Source organism: Hydrogenophaga aromaticivorans, assembly GCF_013387465.1.
In the GTDB taxonomy this organism is placed as follows: domain Bacteria; phylum Pseudomonadota; class Gammaproteobacteria; order Burkholderiales; family Burkholderiaceae_C; genus Hydrogenophaga; species Hydrogenophaga aromaticivorans.
Genome location: NZ_VYGV01000011.1, coordinates 68,322 through 91,458 on the forward strand (window position 1 = coordinate 68,322; position 23,137 = coordinate 91,458).

The following is a 23,137-nucleotide window of genomic DNA, read 5'->3' on the forward strand; positions in this document are numbered from 1 at the left end:
AGCGGTTGTTGTAAAGGAGATGCTGGTATGGATTCTCGCAGAAGTCTTCTTCTGCAGGAAGCCACACACGAGGGTGAAGGTGCCCGCGCGAACGCGGACACCTTGGCTTTCAACTACTTCTTCTTGGAGGCCTCCTTGCGAAAGAGCCAAGGAGGCACTGGTTCATCATCACGCCACAGCCCTTTTCGATCGCTGCGCGCTTGATTTTGGAGGCCCGAGAGACTTCGATCCTTGGCGTAGAACTCATACACCCAGGCATACCCACTGCCCACCATGTGTGACTGCGCATCGGTGTCGTTGCATGCAACCCTTGCAACCAGACGGTCATAGCGGTCCTTGTTCTGAACGGCAAGCGTGGCCTGCCTTCCAAAGCACAGCTTGGACAACTCCAGCTTGGCACGACGACCAAATGCCTGCGACGACTCTGGGGCATCAATTTCGCTCAGGCGAACTCGAACAGTCTTGTTTCCAGGCAGCAGAACATCGATCGTGTCGCCGTCGGAGACGCCGATCACACGCCCATACAAAGCCGTTGCCGAGTGTCCAGTCTGCCCAACAGAAGGAACACCAGCAAATGCACCGTAGAAGCCAAAAAGAGCCACAAAGATTGAAGTGAGGATTTCCATGAGACTAGGCCGCGAGGGCAAGTTGTTGTTGAGGAATGCAGATCGGAAGGCTCAGAGGTTCATTGGCCTTTGCGACATGCAACGACCATTTCAGAAGCCGGGTGACGGTCGATGGATCGTGCAGGTCGGCTGCGTAGAAGAGCAAGTCGCTCTCCAAGGTCGGGAGGTCTCGGAAAACGCCCACCTTCTCGGCAAGCATCTTCATGCAGAAACGGCGGGTACCACCGGCCCTGCAGTTCGCTGACAGCGCCAGATACAAGCGCTGGCGCTTCACGCTGGGGACGTGCGAAGAGCGTTTGTAAATTCGCATCTCACACCTCCTCGACAAGAGCACACAACCCGAGCTCACGCTGCGCCTCATGATCCCACGTGAGCATGGCGCACTCAGGATCTTCCTCGACAAGCATCGCCCACTTCCAGGCCTCTTCACAGGTGCCGTCGAACGACAGAACCAGTTCGCGATAGCTCCCGAAATCGTGAGACACGCTGCTGGTTTGAATGCCTGCCTTACCTTGTTCCTGCAACTCATGTGGAATCGGGTAGTGGCGAAGGATCTGGGACCGAAAGGCCTTCATCTCCTTGCGAGAACGCTCCCGGTAGTCTTCTGCACCGACCTGTGCACAGTCCTCTTCGGACGGCGCAAAGCCGATTTCGATAACCTGATGTTTCATAAACGCTCCTATAAAGGTCCGCAAATGCGGTGTTGGTGGAGCGGGCCGTGATCAACGGCTTGTGTATGACCTGCGCCATACACAAAACGTCGCGATTCATTGGCTCATCTGAGCAGGGAAAAAAAGTTGACCCACCACCCCGCAAGGAGGTGATGGGTCTACAAGGTTCAGGCCTCTTCTTCCAAGGCCATGGCCGATTTGTCATCCACGTCGATTTCCAACGCTTCATCGATTTCGGCTTGCCTCTGAAGGGCCTTTGTGTACTTCTCTTCGTGCTCAAACCGGCTTTGCAGCGCGTTCTGAAGGGTACTGATCTCGCTTTCCGTTTCACGAATCGAATCCTGCAGGTACTTCAAGTGGTCGTGAACCTCTTGAACGATCCCACCTTCGATCAGATAGTCGGCTATGCGATCGGCACCATACGGCACTTTCTTCAACGTGACACTGAGGTCTTCGCCCTCCACGCATGCGCGAAGATTCGACCCGCTCCAGTTCGTCACGAGCTTGACCGTGAGGTTGCCCGTTTGGAACAGCGTCCATTCGTTGTCACTGATTTCTGAACGCTTGAGGCCCTTACCCGCCTCACGAACGGCAGCCATGCGCTTCATGATGCCCTCTGCAGCACTCGAAGCACTGTTGAAGCGAGCACCCCAGACATTGAAGGACGTCAGATCGATCCTCAGCTTCTCGTTCCAGGCTTTGACAGCCTGCAACTGCCGGCTGGTGTACTCCAAATCACCCTTCGCATTTCGCATCAGGCTTGCGCGTTTTCGCTGGTCCTTCTCGTGCACGCTTTTGAGCGCTTCGAGTCGGGCCACTTCAGCGTCGACCCCAGCTTTTTCGATCACCATCGGGTTGCCTGACGCAAGCGCCTTGACCTCTGCGAAGGACAGTGCTTGCATCGTGACGTCCTCCACCGTGCGTGCCGTACCGTTGTTCTCCATCACTTGCGCGATGAATCCGGCCTTTCGCTCCAGCGTTTGCCAGGAGTACGCATCGAATGTGCCTTCCGTCACGTAGCGAATGATGTGAACTTCCTCGTTGAGGTTGCCCTGTCGAATGATCCGACCATCACGCTGTTCCACGTCACGAGGCCTCCACGGCGCATCCAGGTCATGCTTCGCAAGCAAGCGGTCCTGCACGTTTGTCCCGAACCCCATCAGCTCTGTCGAGCCAAGCAGCACCCGCTTCTTCCCGCATCGCACCTCACGGTGCAGTTGGGCCTTCTGCTTGTCTGTCTTGTAGTCCTGGGCAAACGCGATCTCATCGCCCGGCACACCCATCCTCATCAAGGTGTCCTTGATGTGCCGGTACACCGAAAAGAAGCCGCCAGGAACGCTCAGGTCACTGAAGATCAACTGGGTCAGGCGTTGTGCCCTCCCCTCATCCCACAGCCGGAAGGTCTCCCGGATGCATGCGTTGACCTTGCTCTCAGGTTCATCAGCCAGTGTCGGATCAACGATGCGCATGTCCAACGCAGCCTTGCGGCCGTCACTGGTGACACACAGCATGTTGTCCTCATCGGGCGTCACTCCCCCGTTGCGAATCTTCTCAGCTCGTTTGACAAGCTCTTGCACATAGGCCTTCTGACGCTCGCTTGCTGGCACAGCGACCACTCGGTGCGCACCCCCAACCAGTTTCGGCTCTGGCAAACCCAGTTGCTTCTTGGTCCTGATTTCTGCAACCTCTCGGAAGATCAGCATCAGTTCGGGCACGTTGACAAACGACGCAAAGCGGGTGTGCATGCGGTAGCCAGACCCTTCGGGCTTGACCTCCACACACGTGACCTCACGCGCAAAGTTTGCCGCCCATGCATCAAAGCTGTTGATGTCCAGTTCTCGCAGTCTTTCCTCCTGGAGGTAGGTCTGCATGATGAACATCTCCCCGATCGTGTTGCTGATCGGGGTAGCCGTTGAGAAGTGCAGCCCATGGCCGTCATTTCCACGCTTTTTGAAGATCACCCTGCTCTTGATGAACAGGTCCAGCGCACGCGATGAGCAGCTGCTGGCGATCCCCGGTATGCGCTTCTTCTTGGTGAAGAAAAACAAGTTTTTGAACAAGTCCGCCTCATCGACCAAGATCAGGTCCACGCCCAATGACTCGAATCCAGGCAGTCCCTTGTCCTGATCCCCGTTGAGCAAGCTTGTGAGCTTCGTTTCCACCTGCTTGGCTGCACGACTGGCTTCGCGCACCACGTTCTTATCGCTCACCCCCATCACCGACATTCGGGCCTGCAGCTTCACCTCGTCGATGAAGTCTTTGACGATCTCATCAGCCAAACCGATCCGACCGAATGTCGAATGGGTGACGATGATGCAGTCCCAATCGTTTGTTGCCATCCGCATCAGCATGGAACGCCGGCGGTCCCCTTGGAGGTCTTCCTTGCTCGCTGCAAGAACCTTAGCCCGGGGGAAGGCTCGCAGGTACTCGCCAGCAAATGCGTGAAGCATGTGATTTGGTACCACCAGTACCGGTTTGGCCGCAATTCCCAGTCGTTTGGACTCCTGGGCCACACAGATCTGGATCAGCGTCTTTCCGCCTCCGACAGCCAGCGCGTAGAGCGTGTTGCCGTTGACGATTCCGCGCCAGATGGAGTCCTTCTGCGCAGCGCGCAAATTGACCTGTGGGTTGAGGCCCGGCACTACCAAGTGCGATCCGTCATAGGTGCGGTTGATGCGCCCATTGAAGACCATGTTGTAGTGCTGCTCCAGCTCACCGATACGCTGCTCACTCGCGAAAATCCAGCGCTCGAAAGCGTCCTGAATCTTCTTGGCTTTTTCCTGTGCAGCAAGCGTTTCATCACGGTTGATGACCCGCTTTTCCTTGCCACCTTCAAGTTCAATGGTGTCGTAGACCTCGGGCGTTTGCTGGTTGAGCAGCGCCGAGAGGATTTCCCAAAAGTCCTTTCTGTTGGTTCCCCACTCAGTCTTGAACAGCTGATGCTTGGGGTTGTTGAAATTGACGATCCAAGACGCGCTCTCCGCCAGGTGGGTCACCGAGACGGAGCAGTAGGCAAAGCTATCCCCTTGCAGGTCGTCCTTTGCACCGATCCTGAACTGCTCGACCAGCCATTGCTCGACGTATCGCGCATCGATCCATGGCACACCCAGACGGATAGCCACTTCATTCAGCGCAACAGTTGGCGGCACAACACCCGCGAGGGCTTGGACATTTCGCGCGTAGACGCTATCGCCCTTCGCCGCAGCGACTGCTTCCTGGTACTTCTGTCTCACCGGGCCACTGAGGTATTCGAGCGAGTCGACCCATTGCCCTGAGTTGGGCTCCAGGTAAATCCGATCGTTCGCCACCAGTTCATCCACCACCTCTTCATAGGCGGTCTCCATCGCACCTGCCATCCAACCCAGGTTCAGTCGCCCAAACCGGTTGTAGGACAGAACAATCGCGTCATCCAACGACTGTGCACGGTCAGCCAACACCGCGTGTGAAACGGTGCTGGCCTTGAAGATGTCGGACTTCACAGCAGTTTCCTGCTCGTCGTCGTAGATCTCCAGTGACCAAAGCAGTGGCGCATGGCTATCGGCTCGGTAGAGGCGCCTGTTGACAGCGCTCATCAGGTGTCCGTACTGCTGCACGAACCCATCGTAGAGGCCGTTGAGCTGCGCTCGCAGGGCCTGGGCGTGGCTTGCCTTGCTGGCATCCGCTTCAAGCAGCTTGAGGGCACAGTCACGGATGCGTGTCATGCCCTCCATGCGCTTGACGCTCGCCGCTGGCAGGTTCTGGAGCGATTGCACTTTCGCGCTCTCGTCCATTTGCAACAGCTCACCGTCCTCGTCGAAGAAGAACCCTTGGGCAACGAAGCTCTTGGTTCCAGACGGATCGCGGCGTGGATCTCCGTTTTGGGATGCCTCCACGTTGAGTTCAGCATCGAAGCACGGCGCAGGCATTCCGGTCGTTGCAAGTGCATCCAGGCGCTTGACCCAGTCACCATGCGGTGTCACCGACAGCTGCGTCCCCCAGCGATTGCACTTCCTGTCGAACTTGCCCAACACCCGCTCGGGGTGCTCGACGAAGTGCGCGTTGACAGCGCCGCCAGGAATCCAGTACGGAAAGCCGTTTTCGCATGCTTCACGCTTCGGGCCCGACTTGCGCCAGATGCCCGATTCCGGGTCCATCACCTCTTCATCAAGCACACGGTGCCGGCGTTGCAGTATCAGAATGTCCGCAACCACATCCGTTCCACCGAGGCGCCCAAAGGCACCCGTTGGCAGTCTCACGGCCATCTTGAGTTCGGCCCGGGCGTGAACGTATTTCAGAAACGCTTCCGTCCCGTTCTCCAGGGTTGCCGTCGACGTGATCACCGCCACGAGTCCGCCGGGGCGAACCATGTCGATGGACTTGGCAACGAAGTAGTTGTGGATGTTCAGCTTGAGCCGATCCAGGCGCTTGTCACTGACACGGTAGTTGCCAAACGGCACGTTCCCGATCACCAGATCAAAGGCGTCTGTGTAGCCCATCTTCTCAATCCCCACCGGATGAACCATCGTCTGCCGGTCTGCATACAACTGCGCAGCAATCTCGGAGGTCAGCGGATCGATGTCGACCATCACCACACGCGAGATCTGGCGCAGGTCCTCTGGCATGGCCCCAATGAAGTGACCAACGCCGCAGGACGGCTCCAGAATGCGACCACCTTCAAAGCCGAGGCTGCGCACCATCTTCCAGATACTGCGAATGACCGTCGGCTCGGTGTAGTACGCGGTCAGCACCGATTCCTCAGCGCTTGCGTATTCACCTGGCGTCAGGAGTTCCTTCAGCTTGTTCTGTGCCCATTCGTACCGCGACTGCGCCGCAAACACCTCGGACAACCCCCCCCAACCTGAAAACGCAGCCAGTGCGGCTTTGTCTTCTGGCGAGGGCAATGGCGTACCTGGTGCCGTGATCCGCTTGAGCGTTTCGACGGCCAGGATGTTGGCCTTGACCTTGCTGCTTTCGGTGTTCAACGCTTCGAGCATTTCATCCTTGAGGACGAACAGATCACGCGGCTTGAAGGCCGGCATGACCACTTGCGTCACAGCCTCTTGGATCTCGGTTTTGGCGGAGACCTCCACCGGGATTTCCAGCGGCACTTCGATCACTTCTTCATCGTCGAACAGGGAGGCCTGGCGACTGTCGTACTTGAATTTCATTTGCTTGCTTCCTTTCCCAAAACTGGGGTTGTTGCGAAAGCAAGAGCCGCAAGCGGCATTCGTCTGGAGGATGTGTCCACACGAATGACTCCGACGACGAAAGAGAGAGGCCCGCAAGCTAGTGCTGTGCGGGCCTCATCTTTCTTTTGGATGGCCTGAGTACGAGCCACCGTTGAAGCGGCATTCAGGTAGGGCCGCAGCTCTCCCCAAACGCTCCAAGTGGCATCTCCCATCGGTCTGCTACATGGACTGGGATATCCAGCGTTTTGGAGTTGGCTATGGCGATCCAGCGGTGGTCCAGCGCATAAGGAACACCAGCGTCCGCCCTTTGGACGACCGATTCACTGCGATGGATCGTCACGCCAAATTCGCGCTCATACACGGCGATCTTCTGGAAGGCCTCTGGGGCAATCGCTCGCACGGTTGCCCACTGGTTCTTGCTTCCGAAAATGCACTGACGACATGAGGTGCGTCCCCATCCCAGGTGGTAGGCCGGATGCGCCAGGATGCCCCAGCGCTTGATGATTTCCCACACCGCGGCTTCATCCCACTGGTGGATCGGCCGCCAATGGTCGATGTGCCTCTGGTAGGACCGGCCAGTGCGCAGATCGCAACGGTGCGCCTCGAACTGACGGTACTTCGAGCGTGCCTTGCTCTCCTGAGCTCGCTCGCCCGTGAGCACGAGTGTCTTGCCCCTGGTGAAGACTTCATCGTTCGTCAGGTACCGGGCCCCGGTGTCGATCTTCAAACTGCTGCTGCACCAGCGAACAGAAAGATTCGCGGACACCTGGGGGAACTTCAGGCGTGTGCCCAGTGGGCCATTGCCCCCCACCGCTACGAAACCACCAGTGCCGTCAGGAATGCACACAGGCGCTGTGGCAGCATCCTTTCGATTCATCTCGGCCTCGAATCCTCCGCGACGCCAGCTGAGAGTGAGCTTCACACCAAAGTGCTTTGCAACCGCCTCGCAGTAGGCCTCGGTCACTGGCCAGTCCATGAGGGTCGACCCCTCCCTGCCATCAACCAAGTGGTGGTGCAGTTCGATCTTCTCTGCCTGCACACCCATCTCCAGCAGATGAAGCAGGCATGCCAAAGAGTCTTTACCACCCGAGAAGAAGACAAGGAATCGGTCGTAGACGCTGAGATCGACGTTTTCATCATGAATCTCATCGATTTCCTCATTGGCCTGAAGCTCTGGCCAGAGCATTGCTTGTTCGTGGCTACGCGCCTGCACAAGCCACCTCAGCTGCTGCCATGGTGATGGTGGAGGGTGTCGTCAATACCTCGTAGCGCAAAACCGCCCCGTTGAACATCTTGAGCTCCAGTTGGCCTGTCTCTCCGATGTACAAGTCGCTGAGCCCACCGCTGCTGCATTGGTCCCCCCAGGTGAAGTCGTAACGGGTGCTCCCGTGGCTGAATCGACCGCACCGCACACGGGTGAGCTTGGGCTTGATGGTGAAGCGAATCTGACCCGGAACGGCGCCAAACTCAATGCGGTCTTTCGACTCGACGGCATCGGGGTACTGTTGCTTGATGCTCTCAAGGTGTGCAGGCCAATCTTCGGCGGCAAGACCACCGATCATGGTGACCTGGACCTGCCCCTTGACCAGCTCGGCCAAGAGTGCTTTCTTCGTGATTTTCATTGGTGTCCTTTCCGGCATTTGCCGTGTTTAGAAAGGAACCGCCGTGAGGCTTTCTCAAGCAGTCCAAGCGAACTGTTTGAGGAAGCCACCGCGTGATGCAAGTGGCTTTGAAATGGTCAGTTCATGTCGCCGCAGGTGTCTCGATAGATCGTTTCGACCACAAGGCACAAGAGGCTGTGAGAGTCCAACACATCATCATCATCGGGGCGGTAGCCCACAACATCTTCATAGAGGTCGTTCAGGCCGGCCCTCCCCTTTGCTGTTCTCACCAAGAGGACATCCTGCTTCGGGCCATAGACCGTGATCTGCAGTTGATCGCTGTCGATGTCTCTGGGCAGCCCATCCAGGTGATCCAGTGCCGTGACAGACACCTCACCAAGCGGGAGTGGGACCGGCGAGACGAGTGGTCCGCAAACCTTGTTCGCCTCTGACCCTTGTGTCGGTTCCAGATGAAGACCTGATGCGCCAATTCGGCTCAGCCGCAAGGTCTCAAACATCACGCCTCTCCACTGGTCTGAACTTCACAGCACTTGGCGATGCGGTCCATGATGTCTGCGTGCGACAAGGTGTACACATCCTTGAACGTGAAGCAGTCGCTACCGATCCGCGCAAAGATGCTCGTGATGCGGCCGCTGTACCGCTCCACAAACTTGAAGGATTCGGTGTTTCCTTGCCTGATCCAGTTCTCGGGTGGCAGGACTTCAAGAGCCTTCATCCACGCGTCTTGCGAGATCGGCTGAGGGTGCGTGCGGTACGCATCCTCCTGCTCCATGACGATGACGTCCAGTGCTTCCTTCTCGACACCTGGATGACGCTGGCAGACTTGCTCCAGCGTTTCACCGCTGAACATTCCTGCGCCGGTCATGCTGTTGACGATATCGATGATCTGCGGCGCAGCGCCTGCTTCACGCAATACAAAACATTCCTTGTTGGCCATGGGTTGGTTCCTTTCGTTACCCCAGAGTGGGCGATTGTTGAAACCGGAGCGAGAGTGCCTTTGCAAAGCGCAACCGCTTTGCAAAGTCATCTTGGACAAATGGATTGCGCAGTGGCCCGTCGTGCTGAGACGCAAGTCGGCGACGACCCGAGTTCGACGCTAGGGATGAAATTGGATAAGTTGGAATTTGCCGTGGCCAGCCCTGGGACACGGCGAAGGCGTTTTTGGTGCCTTCAGCCCGGACTGACCAGTGCCCTCAGAGAGCTTGTGCGCGTGGCCAAGAGGCACACGCAAAACCCACGGAACGGCGCAACCTCGCTGTCAGGTAACGCCATGCGCACTGGACGAAATGCCTTCTCCCGCAAGCGCGGCTTTTGACGGCATTGCGCGTGATGTTGCTCGATTTTCTTCGGAAAGACAAGAGGTGAAAAACGTGCTTTATGGCGAGCTTTCACCATTCCAACCATCCATCAATGTGTTAGAGAGATGGCGCGTTTTCTTATATGCCTGAATCGCTCTTTGACCGACCTCTTGATAACCAAAAGAAGAATGGACCCAATGGGTCCATTTTTGCCGACTCAAGCTCCTCGCCAGGTCCTCAGACGACCGTCATCGACGTGGCAAAAGTTGCTCGCGACATACAACCCAACGCCGCCACCCTGCAAGTACTGCGCGATCTGGGCAAGCATCTTTGCAGGGTAGTCGGGCATACGTCCATCCCAGGCCCGACCTTGCATGTGCAGACTGTTCTTTGCAGCGCCCTCTGTTGCACTGTTGGTCTTCGGCGATCTGTAGCCAGAATTGGTGATCAATGGCCTGTCGATCCCGTGCGCGATCGCGACACCCTGAATACCGCACAAAATATCCAGGAGGACGGGCGACATCTGGACGGCCTCGCCCGCTCGCACATCCCGCAACAGCCTGCAGGCTCGGATATAGGGATCACGCAGGAGCTGCCCATCTGCGAAGTAGACCTCGTTGACTTCTTCGATTCGGCCGGCTACACGGCGCTGGAGCCATACCCGACGTGGCTTCGACCAGAAGTCAGTTTGCCCCCCCGCAAATGCAGGCGGCATGAACACAGCCGGGACGATGGCGGCAGTAGCGATCTTCAGAAAGCTGCGGCGCTCCAGACAAAGCAACTGCTCGGCGCTAGCACTCTCCACCAATTTCACTGCGGCTAACCTTTGGCGTCTGTCTTCTGGCTGATCGGCAAACGGCGCCAACGCTGCTCAACCATGAAGCGGATTTCGGTGACACCAGAAAGCTGATTGGCAGGGATCACGTAGTACGCACCGTCGGCCCGCATTTGAACGGGGCGACCATCCTGGGACACCACTGCGTCAATGACCACGCCCTTTTCCGGGACGATGAATATCGCACCACCTTCAGCAATCCACGCACTGGATATGTCATTTGGAGGCGACAAGAATCTGGCACCCTCATACCCAACCGGGGTAGCGCATCCGGACACCATGGCCAGTACAAGAAGACAGGCCGATGTAATCGTGTATCGATTGAGTTGCATAGCTATCACCTCTGCGAATGGAGATACGGCTCCATCTCGACATCCTTGGTCAACGTCAGTGTGAATGAAGTACCAATGTCAACCGTCCCTGTCGGAGGAATCCGCAGGTTTCGTCCAATCGTCGCCTGCACCACTTGTGAAAGCGCTTGCCCCATGATGGATCCAGCCGTCTGTGTTGTGTCGCTGGTGCCGCCTCCAACAATGCTCACAGTGCGATCCGATCTGGGCATCAGATAGGAAGCAGCACCAACAACCAGCGCATTCCCAAACATCTTGAAGAAATGGTTGTTGATATCTGCGGGCATGCCGCTGATACCTTCGTCAGTCGATGCCGATGCACCTGACAGCGAGAAAGAGCGGCCATTGGGCAGTCGCAGTCGTGTACAGGCTGCCAGAATCGCCTCCTGGCCCACCAGCAGGTCTGAGTTGTAGGTGCAGGTGACCTCTGACCCACGAGGGACCAACAGAATCCGTTGCGTCACCGAGTCGTAGAGATCGCTCGATACCTTTGCCGTGAAGGTGCCTGGAAGGCTGGAATTCAGACCGCGTGTGAGCACCGTCCTGATCAGCGTTCCCTCATAGAGGGTTGGCGCTGCGCGAGCAGCTTGCAGCTTTGTTGATGAACCTATCCCAGCCTGGTTTGCGAATTGACCCATGAACCGGGAATTCGAGTCCGAAACGTTCACAAGTCCGCCGCCGCCGTTCACGTCTTGCCCGAAGAGACCTGCACCAGAAGAGCCCTGCTGCGGCAAGTCCCCCTGGGCAAGCTCAACCTGCTTTTGCCGCAGCTTTTCCATGGACCCCTGACTTTGGGCCAACAACCGCTCGATGTCTGCGCGTGCGCCATTTGCAGGCGTTGACGTGACTTGCTTTGAGGCACGTTGTGCGCCAGCATCGCCAACGCCGCGGCCCCTCAAGTCGACCTCGGATGCGGCCATCGAAGCGATCAACGCCATCTCAAGGCGTTCATCAACCTTCGGCTCATCATTCTTCTGGGTCAACGAAGGAGGCTGCGGAAATTCGGGCAAGGTCACCGGGGCCGGCGCTTCATTCAAATCCTTGATCAAGTCTGTGACAAGGGGCGCCTGAACAGGGGGAGCCTGCTCTTTTCCCTTGAACTCGGTCTTCCCTGGCCACAGCAGAAATCCCGTCAATCCCACTACCGCAATGCCCATACCGATGGTGCGCAGGTTCCGCGCAGGCATGCCCGATTGAATCTCGACATCTTCCACGACATCGCCGAACTCGTGCCCGAGCCCACCAGCCTTTGCATCACGATCTTGAGATGGATGCGAAGCAAGGGGGTTGGTCCTCGCCTTTGGAATATTCGGATTGGCCTTCATGTTCAATCCTTGGTGATGCGTGCCTGATGCCGCTTCCCGATCTGCAGCATCCACACGGGCGCTGTCCGGTCAATCACGATCACATCGCGGTCACGAATGCTCTTGCGATCTGCCACGGTGTAATTGACCGGCATGAGGCTCTCTTTGCCCCGCTCGTTGGCCTCTACCATGAAGACGGCCGGGAGATCCTGGATACCCGGAGGCATCCGTATCCAGGTCTTCACGCCATCGGTGTACGCATGGAGGCGCACAAGGTCAGGGTCCTGTGACTCGACCTTGAGGAAGACCAGTTCCGACGGGTCAAGCGTCTCATCTGCGAGGTTCTGGGAGACCAGTGCGGCATGCGATTCAGTGGCTTGGGCCAGAACCGCTTTGACCGAGGCATCGCGACGAATACGGAAATCCTCCTCTTGGTCGGGATAGGAGAAAACCGCCTTCTGAATACGTTCAGTCGGCTTGGTCGTTGCGATCAACTCGAACTGATAGGTTCTGCGATCCGTCACAAGGCTGAGTGAAGTGACCGTGTTGGGAACAGTTGCCTTGATGTAGAGGTTCTTTTCGTTGCCCTCGATGCGCCACCGCACCTTGTCACCGATTCGTGGAACTTCGATCAACTCTTCATCCTGAGCAAGGGCAATGTGCGTGTGCATGCCAATGGTCACGGGAAGCTTATAGACAACATCCGGGGTGAATGCGAAAGTGACGATTCGACTGTCCAAATTCCCGGGCGTTGCCACCGAAATGTCACTGGTGGTCTGCGCCCATGCACTTGCGGACAAAGCCACGGCGCAAACGAAAGCGATTTTTGCAATTTTGAACATCATCGAAAGTCCTCTGAAATACTGAAATTGGTGACCGCCAGGCCTTCAGGATTGCGGAATACATCGTCCTGAGTTTTGTGCCCAATGACGGCTAACGTAACTGTCATGGCATATGACTTCGTTTGCGGAGGTACGCTCGGAGCAGACCTGGAAACAAGCTCGTAACGAATCAGATAGGTCATGTCAGCCACCTTATTCACTGATCGGCGGACATACTCACGCACATATGTTGGATACCTCGCAAGCTGTTGGGGAGGGTTGTTCTCCGGCTTTTGAAGATAGCTCTTCACCTGATCGATTGATGTGCCAACGGCCCGTCGTTGAACTCTTTCAACGTTGCGTTGCCAGATTGCTGGAGTGATTTCGGTCAGGTCACTGGCGAAGCTGGAGGCCCATGCCATTTGCGAATCTTCATCAGGAGTGAATTTACTGGCCACTCCACTGGCTTGCAGTTCACCAGAGTCGTTCTTCGTAACCTGGATCACATGCACTTCTTTGGTGGTGATCATGTAGATCAATCCGGCACTCTGCAGCGCCACGACGGCCATGGATACGACACCCAGAATCTTCCACCAGCTGGCTTCGATGGCGGACTTCGAACCACGTTCGAAGTAGACCCGAAGCGCGGCTTCTTCGGCAGGTCCCGGTACGTGGTCAGGTGCTTTCTTGAGTTTTCGCATGGGAATATTCTTTGCCCGAATCTGACGTCTGAAGCAGTGAATGACAGTCCGTTCAGGGCCGCATTCGACTGTTCGTCCTCAATCCCACATCTGGACAAAGCCAGCTGGGATGTCATGTGGGGAGGACGGGACTTGGACTTCAGCATTCAACCGTGGCTTGGCTCCCTTCCCCGGCTGCCCAGCAGCACGCTCGTACAACTCGGAATCGAACCTTTGTCCCACTGATGGTGGTTGTTCGTTTCGCGCGGGCTGAGAGTCGATGGAGGAGGTGAAGCAGATCATGTTGGCACGCTGAACGCCCAATGTGTTCTGCCATACCAATGCCGCCTGCAACTTTCCGTCGGCGCCCCTTATGCACTGCACCTTGGATTGCGCATTCGCGAACTGAGCGCAGGAAAGCAGAAATATTGCAAACACTGTTTTCTTCATGGTTGATACCTCATATGAGAAAAAATCTGATCCGTTGAGTTGAACTAATGCAGTCACGGATTTGCGGTGGGGGTTGGTGGCTTGGAGAACCAAGAGTTCACCTTCGAAGCCATTGCCTTGCCACCCTGATATCCAGCCTGAACCTTTGAGGCGGCAAATTTACCGCCGGCTACTGCATTTCTCCCCGAATTAATAGGATTGGCAGCTTGTGCAATAGCATTCGAGTTAATTGCACCGGCGGCTCCGGTCCGCCCTGGGAATATGGCATCCGTAATGCTCGGAATACTCTCGAATAGTTTTGTCATGCCTGCAGCAATCATTGCTATTCCAAGAGCTGTCGCCGCTGATTTACCCTCACCAAACTTCTCAAATGAGCTTGCAAAGATGGTTGAAAGGAGCTTTAGCACGATCACTGCAACGACTGTGAGAAATGCCGAACTGACCAGATAATTGAGCCATTGCCCGAACCACGCTCTGGTGTATCTGCTCACAATGGTGGCAACCATCAGAGGGCCGATAACAATCCCTACACCCAGGAAGATTGGCCCCATGATGAACACCCCCAGCAGGCTCACCAACGACACCACGATGAAATAGATTGCCACAACCAAGACCAGTACGGTGAGGACAATTTCCGCAACAACATCAACGATCTTCCACGTCCCCCATGCCTCACCAAACGACTTCCCAATATTGACAAACAAGCGCGCCACGGGGTCGTAGAGACTTTTGATGAAGTCCATGAATGTTTGGCCAATGTCCAAACCAACAGCCGACAGTACGGACTTTGCAATCCCATAGACGGTGTCAACTACGACTGAATAATTCGTGAGCAAAGCAGCCGCGATCAAGGAGAAAAGGACTGTCTCCAAAACAGCCGGTATCACAGGCTTTTTCTCCAACATTGCCAACATGGCATTCCAAATCAGCTGAATCAGCGCAAGCACCCCAGCAAGCGCCATCGCAACAGATTTGAGACTACCCGCCAGTCCCTTTGCCGCATTGATGACCCGATCAACAAAATCATTGCCGATCACTGCATTCACAACGTTCTTGAATACCAAGGCAAGATTTTCAAGCAATGTTGGTTCTCCGGCTCCCTGGGCAAACGCCAATACAGGAAACAAGAGAATCATCAATGCAAGACCTAGCCTGCTGACACTGCGCTTCGCATTCATTTTTTTATTGAGCGAGGGATTTCAGAATGGTGGCGTCGCTCTTGTTGTTCGCTTTACGATCTTCCCAATATTTGCGATACGCTTCCTCCAGCTTTGCACGCTCGTCATATTGCCTCTGTCTCTCAACACCAGAATCACGGGTTGTTGCAGACATCATTGCCAACATGGCTTGTTGCTGCTGAATGACGACACCGACAGAATTGGTTGTTGCCTGGGCAGCTTGCGTCACGCCTTCGATCATTGGCATGCCAGTCATGATCCCCAAATGCGCCTCGAAAGCCTTGGCAATCTGATCTTCGGCAAGCTTTGCGGAGTCATAGAGGGACTTCGCCGACTTATCGCCCTGCTCTTTTCGGCGAGCGACCGAATTCACAAACTCTTCGAAAGAGGTGTACTGGCTGACCGAGAATGCACTGCCAAAGTTATCGAAGACGTTCTTACTGGAGGTCAACGCCCCCTGCAAACCCTGTGCGGCCTGGACCAGCTTGATCAACTGGGCGAGTTCTTCTGACTTGCTGATCTGCTCAATGATCGGAAAGGTATTCAGCGTTTGCTTCATATCTTCGATGAGCTGCTTTCCCGACGTGATCGTATTGGTTGTTTGTTCAATCGCCGTAATCAGGTTTTGCGAAAGATTGGAAACGTCAATCACCGGAATGCCAGTGGCAAAGCTGGGCTTTCCGAACGAAAACGCCAACAACATCGCCGACACCAAAACTCTGCGCTTCATGCTCAGCTCCTTATTGCTGCTTTGAGATAGTCATCACGCCATGTGCGCGATCCCGATTGAAGATGCTCATCAAGCATCTGCTGAAATTTCGCTTCGGACCTGACCAGAGCAAGAATCTCTTTGCTGAAATTCGTCCCGAGTATCCGGGTCGTGTTTCCAGCGATTCTCAGGTAGTCACGCTGGGGCCTGAGCTTTCCGATCATTGAGACTTGATCATCAGTGAGGCCGAACATCTTTCGGTAAAGCTCCCTGTGGCTCTCCAATTTCCTGTTGTAGCCCAGCAGGATGTTTGGAATGTTGTCTGTGAGCGTTGCTCTTATCGCCTCGCTGTCAACACCGCTCACTGACTCAGGAGATTGCACAGTCAGCCAAACGAAGGCATTCTTCTTTCGAAATGTTTTGAGCCATTCGTCAATGCCCGCCAAGAAGGCCGGGTTGTTCAGGGCAAAACTGGCCTCTTCGACATATATGAATGTTGGTCGCCCATCGAGCGAGCGCGAGATCGTATTGAACGCATGATCCAGAAATGCGCGCCCCAATCGGTCTACCCGCATGATTTCTCGCATTTCAATGCAGGTCCAACTGGCAAACGTCAACTGATCTTCTTTGGAACCAAAATAGCCAAACGGGCCTGACTCAACCCATTCATGCAATTTGGTTTGAATCTTCGAAGGCAACAGCGACCAGATCGTGTTGAGGCTCGCTTCTTGGGTTGGAGCCATTGCGATGGACTTGATCGTGTCGTAGATATCGGCCCGATCTTGGGACGAAAGCGTCTCACCACCCTCCTCAATGCGGCGAATGATGAACTCACGAGCCTGCACACGATCGATGTCACTCTCGCGTATGTGCTTCATCGGATTGAAGCTGAGTCCCTGGCGCAGATCGACGTGGGTGCCGCCAACAAGGTGCGTGAGGATTCGGCAGGAGTGATCCCTGTCGAAAATGATCACCTGGGCATCCGGGTACCTTGCGAAGGCAGCCAGGCAGTAGTTCACGAAAGTTGTTTTGCCCCCACCGGTGGGCATCACCAGCAAGGCATGCCCAACCTGCTTGACGAAGGGGTCGAAGTGAACTTCGGTGCCGAACTTCGAAGTGAAGGTAGCCAGTGAAGGCATCGGCCGCGAGTAGATCTCGGAGAGGTGGTCCGACTGTGCAGACCCTGGGAGCACAGTCGTTGTCGGGAGGGCATTGCTGATGATCTCGTTGTTGGCGAGCATCAACCGCTTGTTGTGAGCCCAGACACCCGGCAAGGCGGAAAGAAATGCTGCCTTCATGCCCAAGCGTTCGCGGATGTGAGGGAGGCCCCCCACGTCCCGGACGACGCGGGCCATCAAGGTCTGCACCGCCTGTGCGCTCTCAGCGTAGACGGTCAGCGATGTCGAGTGCATTGAGAAGCCAAGCGATTCCGCCGCTTGCCTGCGCATGGCCTCCACGCACTCACCATAGAGGTCCGCCTTGCCCGGATCAACTTCTGGATCTCTTTGCTGCAGGAAAGCAGCAACACGTTGGCCCAGTGTGCTTTGCGACATCCGGTAGTAGCGTGCGTGCTCGTCAACGGTTGCACGCGCCTGGTCGTATGACATGCACCGGAGGACATGGGTGAGGCGAAACTCTGCTGGCACCGAAAGCAGCTTGTTGAACGCAGCCATCTGTCCTGGGTAGCCATTCATCGAAATGATGGTCCCGTACATAGAGCGGTTGGACCCATTCACAGCGAAGATTTCGCGGCCGAACCTGGTATCTGCGCTGGCCAGTGTGGCATCTAGCATGGAGGACGGAGCCGGGCTGATCGATGCGTTGTGATCCAGCGTGGGTGAAGCCATCAGATGCAGCGCGTTATCGAGCTCCCATCCTGTGAGGCGACCAAAGTGCGCAACAGAATGGGTTGCCACGTAGCTTGCCAGCGTCTCTTCCATGATGGCGACGTTGCCGTCGAGTTGCCTCGCGTCATGCAGGACCGCTGATCGCACGTTGTTGGCTGGATTCAGACTCGTCACGATGGATGCGAAGAAGGTCTGTCCCTCATCGCTCATCTTGCGGCGCACGTTCTCCATAAAGGCGTAAACGCCAGTCTCTCCGACGAAGAGGACAAACAAATGGGTCTTGAGCGTGTAGACCTGTTTGGACCTGTAGGTTGCGCGTAGTTGCTCCTCCAATATCGCCGTGACAGGATTGCTTTCCATGGAATCCCACTGTTCCGGCTCGGTTTTGAGCCGTTTGTCAGTGACGAACCACATGTAGTAGCGCTCATCGAGTTTGTCCATTGAAGACTGCATTTCGACAATGGCTTGCTCGTGTCGCTGCACGTTGTCTTCATCGACATCAACACCAATGAATTCGTATGCAGCAAGAAGGCCGCCGTCCTTGCACAGCACAAGGGAGGGCGTGACGTGGACCATCCACGGCAGATGCTCAGACAGGCTGCTGTCCTCGCTTTTATTGGGGTTTCGGGCACGGAGGCCCGTGATCGTGGACAACGCCATCACAAGCTCAACTCAAAGGTATTTGGTTTGCATAACCATTCGGGCGGGACACCCATGTTTCCCCGTGGCTGGGATTTCCCGCGTAGAGGTTGTTAGGCACAACCTCATGAACAAGGTAGAGAGCCATGATCTGGTGATCCTTTTTGAAGAACCACGAGAGTCCGGCGTGAATCACGGCAGCAAATGGAATTGCGAGCAATCCCCATGGCAACCCAATGACCACCGCCACCAGGGCTGTGATTGCCCAGATCATGGTTGCGGTCTTGGTGCCAACACCCGCATTGAGGCGAGGTCGCCTCAGTGCAGGGTAGTCGGCGATGAGGCCCGCTGATGATGCGTTCTCGTCCATCAGAGCGTGCAATTCGTGACCAAACCGGTGAGGCCAATGATGTATGGGCCGGCAACCATGATGACGCAGCCAATGATCACGTACATGATGATGTCACCGACCACGGAGGACTTGATGAACATGCTGTTGATCACGAACAGAATCAACGCGATGATCGCGGCAACCGTCGCGATCTGTTTGAGCCAGCCGGCGAATTGGCACAGACCATCAGCACCCGTCTGCTGTGCCATCGCGCTCGGCATATAGGTTGCCAGCAGTACGGCTGACAGCATCAAAGCTGCCCGAAAAGCGACTTCGATATTAAATTTGGACATGAACGTGCTCCAGGTTGTATTCACCATTGCTAACTCCTTTGACAATTGCGGTTTCAGAAACTCTTCGGTAGCTTTTGTCCGTGCCATCGTCCTGTCTGACGTATGAGCGAGAACAAAAAACCACCAAGTTGATGCAGGCAGCGATGTATCGCTGTGCCGATTGGGGGGACATCTGGACGCCCTCAGGAAGGGACATCTGAAAGAGCAGTTCCAGCGTGCTCAAGGCCCCCGCGGCTGAAGAGGCGTGCAGGGTCGTAACTGAACCGTTGTGGCCCGACGAGAGCGCACGCAGAAGGTCGTAGGTGTCATCACCGCGGGTTTCAGAAAGAATGAGGCGGTCATATCGCTCACGCATGGCGTGCTGCACCAAGACCTTGGCAGTGAGACCTGACTGGGGTGCGGCCAGGTAGCAGTTCTTGTGCTCCACCTTGAGGGCCATTTCCCGCGCGTCCTCGATCAAGCCGATGCGCTCGTTGGCCGGCAGGTGCATCAGGATGGCGTTGGCCAATGTGGTCTTGCCGCCAGAGGTTGGGCCAGCAAAGACACAATTCAGACGCTGATGGATGATCAGGTCGACGAGCTTTTCTGCCAGCTCTTCCGACAACATCTGCCACTCAACCAGCTGGTTCAAGGTGGGCCGATCCTCGGGCTCCAAATGCTTGCGAATCGCAAGCGTGGTTCCTCGCGCATCAACGCCCTTCAAGGCGCCGGCAAAGCGCAGTCCACCCACCCCTGTGGAGACAACCGCGTCAGCCGTTCCGCTGCGCAGGTCCCTTCCATGCGATCCGCCCTCCGCACCGGCGTGCTTGGCAACTGCTGCCAGGGCCAGCTGCCGGTCAACCTCTGGCAACACGATGGATGACCGCTCGATGCGCCCGTGCTTTTCCACCCAGACACGCCCATCGGCTGTAACCATGATTTCGGTGACGGCACGGTCTTCCATGATCGCTTGAATGGGAGCAAGCGACTTCGAAATGACTTCTTGGAGACGTACCGGACTGAGCATTCACCTATCTTCATGTGGCCTCTGAACATGAAGAAGGCGAAACGATGCAGCTTCAGGGGGTCATTCAACGTGAAAGGCCCTCGCAACCCGAATGTGGCCCGTTTTGGTCAGCATTTGAAGTTGCGCGGGCTCGATCAAGGGCCATGATCGATGCATCGTGCAGCTACAAGACACCGGAGCATGTCACCCGATCTCAACCGCAAGTCCCACTCGATGGCGTCCGAAGCCAAAGCTCTCGAAGCGATCAGAGAGGTCTTCGAGAACGTCTATGGGCATTCCCGAATCTTGAACAACATCGTTCTCCCGACCGGGCAAGAACAAGGCCCCCCCACCAGTGAATATGACGTGATCGTCATCTGTTCAGCTGGGATCATCATCTTCGAATCAAAAGGGTGGAATGCTGACCGTCTTGTCTGCAAGCATTACCCGGAAGGGAAGAGCCAGTGGTTCCTCATACAAGGCTCAGTTTCACAACCGATTCGCGATCCAATCGCACAAGGCGGTTTCAAGACTCGCTATTTATCTTCCCAGCTGCCTGGCGTTCGGGTCAAAAACTATGTTGTGCCCACCAATCAGGCGCTTCAAATCGACCCCAAATGCACAAGCCATGTTGTTGGGTTCAACGATTTACCCTATCTCGCACGAATGAGCCGCTTCAGATCGAAGAAAACCGGCAACTTTCACCTTCTCAAAAGAGACGAAATTGATGCAATCGCCAACACGATTGTCGAACTGTCTAGCCAATACACAATCGATGAGCATATTGCAAGCCTGGAAAAATGGATTAAATCCAGAAACACGCAATGCAACCGTGATGCATCAACTCAACAATCAGCAGGCCTCCATGACCGATAACAGCAATCACATCGTTCCAGAAAAAACCACGCTTTACGTTGCGCAAAATGTCGAACTCAGCGGCATGGTGGACAGCAGCTGCGAAGCCGACGAGCGCGCGGTTGTGCTCGGCTCATTTTCCGGCGATATCGCATGGAGCGGCATTGTCCAAATACCAAGCGGCGGGATGCTGATATTGAAGGACAAACTGGCCTGCAGAGAACTCATACTCGGCGGAAAGATCATCAGTGGATCAAGCACCGCGGTCATAACGACCAATCTTTTGAGGATGGGTCCCGCTGCACAGATTTCGGCCGGTTCTATTCATGTCCCACCGGGTGGACTTGAACAAGCAAGAGGTTCGATCATCAATGCGCGGCTTCACATGAACGATGAAGATCCCTTCGAGCGCTTTGCCGAAAAGGAACGGGAATCAAGGGGCAACCTCAACCTTTACAAAGGGGTTCCGTTTTGAGCTTGACCGGCAAACTCATGTGCTTGGCCCTAGCTGCCTTGACCTGCAGCAGCACCATGGCTCAAAGCTCCCTTGAATCGACAGCTCGTGTTGCATTGGCGAAGGGTCAATATCAGCGCGTACTGGATCTCTATGCCAACGCATCTGAGACGAATCCAGCGGCCGCTACCGCCATTGCCCGGTATAGGGTGGCCATCGCTGCAGAGCGGCTTAAAAAGTATTCATTTGCTATGACTAATCTCGATCAAGCCCTCACCATTGATCCGAGCGGGAGTTTTGCAAGTAGCTTTTCACGTATCAAAGCTCTGCACGAATCCATTGAAAAGGGATGCTCGCTTTCCAACGAATGCTCAGTCAACGGCCCCACTCAAGCTAACGAGAACATGATAGTCCAGGAAGAAAAAATTGTATCCAATGAAGTTTCGACCGTGACGGATCAGCCAAACTCGCCGGCCATGGATGCGCCATCACCAAGCCTCTCTTCGCCATCGTCCGATATCACCTCGATGACGAGCAGCTCCGTCGATGTGCAAGCAGATGAACCTGAACGGGACTTGGCCGGCTACATGATGGCAACGATTGCGATCATGCTTGGCCTTCTTGGATGGGCCCTGTCGCGAGGCAGAGCATTGAACTTGGTCGTTAATCCAATCAAAAGAAAGCTGTCACGGTTTCGCGACCATTGGCGGGCTCGCTCATATCAGACGATTCTTCGCATTAGCCTCAAGGATCAGACTGCCATCAGCCCTCTTGAGCTTCAAATGCTTGACTCTCGCGAAATCATTGCCAAACTGATTCTCATGATCCCCAAGGAACAACAAGGGTCCGTGCTCTACCTTCGACTTGCCCAGACCCTTGAGGTTCTGGAGCGAGAGTGCGGCCGGGCGTTGTTCAATAGGAGCGGTATGGCTGGCGAGCTTTCCATCGAAGATCAGCAACTTCTTTCAACTCAAACAAAGCTCAAATCAAAACCAATCGACGTATTGACGTGCAATTCCGAGGAAGTTTCCCCCGCGTTTCAGCGCCAACTTTGGCAATAATTTTTTCATTCCCTTTTTAAGGAGCAAATACCGTGAGTCAATATCTTGAGGTCAGTGAGACTGCAACCGAGCCTGATTTGAATGATGAGGTCGACTACGCCGAACCCATTGCTGACAGCCATTTCGCCCAGGCAAACCTCCATCAAGTCCACGCAACCACTGCCCTTGTCGCCCCTGCCCTCCCCCCTACCGATCGGCCCAACGGCACGATCCCTAAGGGGGTCGAGTTCAACGGCACGGTGGTTGGCCGCAATCGTTACGACATTCACGGCAGCTTCAAGGGCGATATCACCATCACCGATCAGGACCTGATCATCAGCGATGGCGCCGAATACCAGGGCAATGTTGTCGCCAAAAACGCGGTGATTGCCGGTGTTTTGAATGGAAAGGTGGTGTGCAGCGAAGGTTGTGTCCAATTCGCGAGTACTGCAAAGTGCGCCGTTGAACTGGAGTACGACGAGCTTGTCGTGGACCGTGGCGCCAAAGTGAATGCCCAACTCAAAAACACCGGGAACAACTGAAATGATCAAAAGCGACATCACCTCACGCTACCAATCCGGCCACTGCCTCGTCCCCTTGGGCAGCACCATGAACGGCGAAGTCCTCACCGAAGAGCCGATCGTCCTGATCCTGGACGGGGTCTTCGATGGCACGATCAGCATGCTGTCCGGCGGCACCGTGATCATCTCCGCGACGGCTACCGTGACTGCCAAGTCCATCGAAGCCGACGACATTCTCATCGAGGGCGCCGTGAGCGGTGAGGTTCATGCACGCAAGTCGCTGGTGCTTGCCGATTCGAGCAAATTCCGTGGTCAGGCCCAATATGGTCAAACGGTCAGCGTTGAGCCAAAGGCACGCATCAACGGCGCTTTGGTGGACACCAGCTGGTCCAACTAGAGG

At 55.6% G+C, this 23,137-nt stretch carries 25 protein-coding genes; 5 read left to right on the top strand and 20 right to left on the bottom strand.

The window, feature by feature from the left end:
• Positions 1–113: 113 nt before the first annotated feature.
• The 20 genes from F3K02_RS12775 to F3K02_RS12870 all read right to left on the bottom strand — a co-directional run bounded on the left by F3K02_RS12775 (position 114) and on the right by F3K02_RS12870 (position 19,888).
• Complete coding sequence (locus F3K02_RS12775; RefSeq protein WP_177136013.1) at positions 114–626, bottom strand: thermonuclease family protein; 513 nt, start codon at positions 624–626, stop codon at positions 114–116.
• A gap of 4 nt (positions 627–630) precedes the next feature.
• Positions 631–936 (bottom strand): hypothetical protein, encoded by a 306-nt coding sequence (locus tag F3K02_RS12780; RefSeq protein ID WP_177136014.1) that lies wholly within the window; start codon positions 934–936, stop codon positions 631–633.
• 1 nt (position 937) lies between these two features.
• Positions 938–1,297: a hypothetical protein gene (locus F3K02_RS12785; RefSeq protein WP_177136015.1), complete on the bottom strand. Its 360-nt coding sequence runs from the start codon at positions 1,295–1,297 to the stop codon at positions 938–940.
• 167 nt (positions 1,298–1,464) lie between these two features.
• Positions 1,465–6,444 carry a DEAD/DEAH box helicase gene (locus F3K02_RS12790; protein WP_177136016.1) on the bottom strand — a complete coding sequence of 1,660 codons (4,980 nt, stop codon included), beginning with the start codon at positions 6,442–6,444 and terminating at the stop codon, positions 1,465–1,467.
• Positions 6,445–6,628: 184 nt separating this feature from the next.
• Positions 6,629–7,651 carry a phosphoadenosine phosphosulfate reductase family protein gene (locus F3K02_RS12795; RefSeq protein ID WP_177136017.1) on the bottom strand — a complete coding sequence of 341 codons (1,023 nt, stop codon included), beginning with the start codon at positions 7,649–7,651 and terminating at the stop codon, positions 6,629–6,631.
• 13 nt (positions 7,652–7,664) lie between these two features.
• Entirely contained in the window at positions 7,665–8,087 is a 423-nt protein-coding gene (locus F3K02_RS12800) for a hypothetical protein (RefSeq protein WP_177136018.1), read from the bottom strand.
• A 116-nt stretch (positions 8,088–8,203) separates the two neighbouring features.
• Positions 8,204–8,584, bottom strand: a complete 381-nt coding sequence (locus F3K02_RS12805) for a hypothetical protein (RefSeq protein WP_177136019.1) — start codon at positions 8,582–8,584, stop codon at positions 8,204–8,206.
• Positions 8,584–9,024 (bottom strand): hypothetical protein, encoded by a 441-nt coding sequence (locus tag F3K02_RS12810; protein ID WP_177136020.1) that lies wholly within the window; start codon positions 9,022–9,024, stop codon positions 8,584–8,586. Before F3K02_RS12810 ends, F3K02_RS12805 begins: the two co-directional genes overlap by 1 nt.
• A gap of 578 nt (positions 9,025–9,602) precedes the next feature.
• Entirely contained in the window at positions 9,603–10,199 is a 597-nt protein-coding gene (locus F3K02_RS12815) for a YcbK family protein (protein WP_343067082.1), read from the bottom strand.
• A 5-nt stretch (positions 10,200–10,204) separates the two neighbouring features.
• Entirely contained in the window at positions 10,205–10,552 is a 348-nt protein-coding gene (locus F3K02_RS12820) for a hypothetical protein (protein WP_177136021.1), read from the bottom strand.
• 5 nt (positions 10,553–10,557) lie between these two features.
• On the bottom strand, positions 10,558–11,895 hold the full coding sequence (locus F3K02_RS12825; protein WP_177136022.1) for a TraB/TrbI/VirB10 family type IV secretion system protein: 1,338 nt from the start codon (positions 11,893–11,895) through the stop codon (positions 10,558–10,560).
• A 2-nt stretch (positions 11,896–11,897) separates the two neighbouring features.
• The gene (locus tag F3K02_RS12830; RefSeq protein WP_246309434.1) at positions 11,898–12,719 is read right to left on the bottom strand and encodes a TrbG/VirB9 family P-type conjugative transfer protein; all 822 of its coding nucleotides are present in this window, start codon (positions 12,717–12,719) and stop codon (positions 11,898–11,900) included.
• On the bottom strand, positions 12,716–13,396 hold the full coding sequence (locus F3K02_RS12835) for a VirB8 family type IV secretion system protein (RefSeq protein ID WP_177136023.1): 681 nt from the start codon (positions 13,394–13,396) through the stop codon (positions 12,716–12,718). Before F3K02_RS12835 ends, F3K02_RS12830 begins: the two co-directional genes overlap by 4 nt.
• A gap of 78 nt (positions 13,397–13,474) precedes the next feature.
• The gene (locus tag F3K02_RS12840; RefSeq protein ID WP_177136024.1) at positions 13,475–13,825 is read right to left on the bottom strand and encodes a hypothetical protein; all 351 of its coding nucleotides are present in this window, start codon (positions 13,823–13,825) and stop codon (positions 13,475–13,477) included.
• Positions 13,826–13,878: 53 nt separating this feature from the next.
• The gene (locus F3K02_RS12845; RefSeq protein WP_177136025.1) at positions 13,879–15,003 is read right to left on the bottom strand and encodes a type IV secretion system protein; all 1,125 of its coding nucleotides are present in this window, start codon (positions 15,001–15,003) and stop codon (positions 13,879–13,881) included.
• Positions 15,004–15,007: 4 nt separating this feature from the next.
• Positions 15,008–15,733, bottom strand: coding sequence for a hypothetical protein (locus F3K02_RS12850; RefSeq protein ID WP_177136026.1), 726 nt, complete (start codon positions 15,731–15,733; stop codon positions 15,008–15,010).
• A 2-nt stretch (positions 15,734–15,735) separates the two neighbouring features.
• A complete protein-coding gene (locus F3K02_RS12855) occupies positions 15,736–18,219 on the bottom strand; it encodes a VirB4 family type IV secretion system protein (protein ID WP_177136027.1) in 2,484 nt (827 codons plus the stop codon).
• Between the two features lie 7 nt (positions 18,220–18,226).
• Entirely contained in the window at positions 18,227–18,568 is a 342-nt protein-coding gene (locus F3K02_RS12860; protein WP_177136028.1) for a VirB3 family type IV secretion system protein, read from the bottom strand.
• Positions 18,568–18,882, bottom strand: coding sequence for a hypothetical protein (locus F3K02_RS12865; RefSeq protein WP_177136029.1), 315 nt, complete (start codon positions 18,880–18,882; stop codon positions 18,568–18,570). Before F3K02_RS12865 ends, F3K02_RS12860 begins: the two co-directional genes overlap by 1 nt.
• The gene (locus F3K02_RS12870; protein WP_177136030.1) at positions 18,869–19,888 is read right to left on the bottom strand and encodes an ATPase, T2SS/T4P/T4SS family; all 1,020 of its coding nucleotides are present in this window, start codon (positions 19,886–19,888) and stop codon (positions 18,869–18,871) included. Before F3K02_RS12870 ends, F3K02_RS12865 begins: the two co-directional genes overlap by 14 nt.
• A gap of 180 nt (positions 19,889–20,068) precedes the next feature.
• Here F3K02_RS12870 and F3K02_RS12875 point away from each other — a divergent pair, with 180 nt between their 5' ends.
• Genes F3K02_RS12875 through F3K02_RS12895 form a run of 5 tightly spaced genes read left to right on the top strand, consistent with a single transcriptional unit; the run spans position 20,069 to position 23,134 of the window.
• Positions 20,069–20,743 (top strand): nuclease-related domain-containing protein, encoded by a 675-nt coding sequence (locus tag F3K02_RS12875; RefSeq protein ID WP_177136031.1) that lies wholly within the window; start codon positions 20,069–20,071, stop codon positions 20,741–20,743.
• Positions 20,733–21,197: a hypothetical protein gene (locus tag F3K02_RS12880; protein WP_177136032.1), complete on the top strand. Its 465-nt coding sequence runs from the start codon at positions 20,733–20,735 to the stop codon at positions 21,195–21,197. Before F3K02_RS12875 ends, F3K02_RS12880 begins: the two co-directional genes overlap by 11 nt.
• Positions 21,198–21,253: 56 nt before the next feature.
• Positions 21,254–22,237 carry a hypothetical protein gene (locus F3K02_RS12885; RefSeq protein WP_177136033.1) on the top strand — a complete coding sequence of 328 codons (984 nt, stop codon included), beginning with the start codon at positions 21,254–21,256 and terminating at the stop codon, positions 22,235–22,237.
• A 32-nt stretch (positions 22,238–22,269) separates the two neighbouring features.
• Positions 22,270–22,758 (top strand): polymer-forming cytoskeletal protein, encoded by a 489-nt coding sequence (locus F3K02_RS12890; RefSeq protein WP_177136034.1) that lies wholly within the window; start codon positions 22,270–22,272, stop codon positions 22,756–22,758.
• 1 nt (position 22,759) lies between these two features.
• The gene (locus F3K02_RS12895) at positions 22,760–23,134 is read left to right on the top strand and encodes a bactofilin family protein (protein ID WP_177136035.1); all 375 of its coding nucleotides are present in this window, start codon (positions 22,760–22,762) and stop codon (positions 23,132–23,134) included.
• The last annotated feature ends 3 nt before the right edge of the window (positions 23,135–23,137 follow it).

What these genes read in the sequence shown, in the direction of transcription:
- F3K02_RS12775 (WP_177136013.1), bottom strand. Translation starts at nt 626, where the DNA reads ATGGAAATCCTCACTTCAATCTTTGTGGCTCTTTTTGGCTTCTACGGT.
- F3K02_RS12780 (WP_177136014.1), bottom strand. Translation starts at nt 936, where the DNA reads ATGCGAATTTACAAACGCTCTTCGCACGTCCCCAGCGTGAAGCGCCAG.
- F3K02_RS12785 (WP_177136015.1), bottom strand. Translation starts at nt 1,297, where the DNA reads ATGAAACATCAGGTTATCGAAATCGGCTTTGCGCCGTCCGAAGAGGAC.
- F3K02_RS12790 (WP_177136016.1), bottom strand. Translation starts at nt 6,444, where the DNA reads ATGAAATTCAAGTACGACAGTCGCCAGGCCTCCCTGTTCGACGATGAA.
- F3K02_RS12795 (WP_177136017.1), bottom strand. Translation starts at nt 7,651, where the DNA reads ATGCTCTGGCCAGAGCTTCAGGCCAATGAGGAAATCGATGAGATTCAT.
- F3K02_RS12800 (WP_177136018.1), bottom strand. Translation starts at nt 8,087, where the DNA reads ATGAAAATCACGAAGAAAGCACTCTTGGCCGAGCTGGTCAAGGGGCAG.
- F3K02_RS12805 (WP_177136019.1), bottom strand. Translation starts at nt 8,584, where the DNA reads ATGTTTGAGACCTTGCGGCTGAGCCGAATTGGCGCATCAGGTCTTCAT.
- F3K02_RS12810 (WP_177136020.1), bottom strand. Translation starts at nt 9,024, where the DNA reads ATGGCCAACAAGGAATGTTTTGTATTGCGTGAAGCAGGCGCTGCGCCG.
- F3K02_RS12820 (WP_177136021.1), bottom strand. Translation starts at nt 10,552, where the DNA reads ATGCAACTCAATCGATACACGATTACATCGGCCTGTCTTCTTGTACTG.
- F3K02_RS12825 (WP_177136022.1), bottom strand. Translation starts at nt 11,895, where the DNA reads ATGAAGGCCAATCCGAATATTCCAAAGGCGAGGACCAACCCCCTTGCT.
- F3K02_RS12830 (WP_246309434.1), bottom strand. Translation starts at nt 12,719, where the DNA reads ATGATGTTCAAAATTGCAAAAATCGCTTTCGTTTGCGCCGTGGCTTTG.
- F3K02_RS12835 (WP_177136023.1), bottom strand. Translation starts at nt 13,396, where the DNA reads ATGCGAAAACTCAAGAAAGCACCTGACCACGTACCGGGACCTGCCGAA.
- F3K02_RS12840 (WP_177136024.1), bottom strand. Translation starts at nt 13,825, where the DNA reads ATGAAGAAAACAGTGTTTGCAATATTTCTGCTTTCCTGCGCTCAGTTC.
- F3K02_RS12845 (WP_177136025.1), bottom strand. Translation starts at nt 15,003, where the DNA reads ATGAATGCGAAGCGCAGTGTCAGCAGGCTAGGTCTTGCATTGATGATT.
- F3K02_RS12850 (WP_177136026.1), bottom strand. Translation starts at nt 15,733, where the DNA reads ATGAAGCGCAGAGTTTTGGTGTCGGCGATGTTGTTGGCGTTTTCGTTC.
- F3K02_RS12855 (WP_177136027.1), bottom strand. Translation starts at nt 18,219, where the DNA reads ATGGCGTTGTCCACGATCACGGGCCTCCGTGCCCGAAACCCCAATAAA.
- F3K02_RS12860 (WP_177136028.1), bottom strand. Translation starts at nt 18,568, where the DNA reads ATGGACGAGAACGCATCATCAGCGGGCCTCATCGCCGACTACCCTGCA.
- F3K02_RS12865 (WP_177136029.1), bottom strand. Translation starts at nt 18,882, where the DNA reads ATGTCCAAATTTAATATCGAAGTCGCTTTTCGGGCAGCTTTGATGCTG.
- F3K02_RS12870 (WP_177136030.1), bottom strand. Translation starts at nt 19,888, where the DNA reads ATGCTCAGTCCGGTACGTCTCCAAGAAGTCATTTCGAAGTCGCTTGCT.
- F3K02_RS12875 (WP_177136031.1), top strand. Translation starts at nt 20,069, where the DNA reads ATGTCACCCGATCTCAACCGCAAGTCCCACTCGATGGCGTCCGAAGCC.
- F3K02_RS12880 (WP_177136032.1), top strand. Translation starts at nt 20,733, where the DNA reads ATGACCGATAACAGCAATCACATCGTTCCAGAAAAAACCACGCTTTAC.
- F3K02_RS12885 (WP_177136033.1), top strand. Translation starts at nt 21,254, where the DNA reads ATGGCTCAAAGCTCCCTTGAATCGACAGCTCGTGTTGCATTGGCGAAG.
- F3K02_RS12895 (WP_177136035.1), top strand. Translation starts at nt 22,760, where the DNA reads ATGATCAAAAGCGACATCACCTCACGCTACCAATCCGGCCACTGCCTC.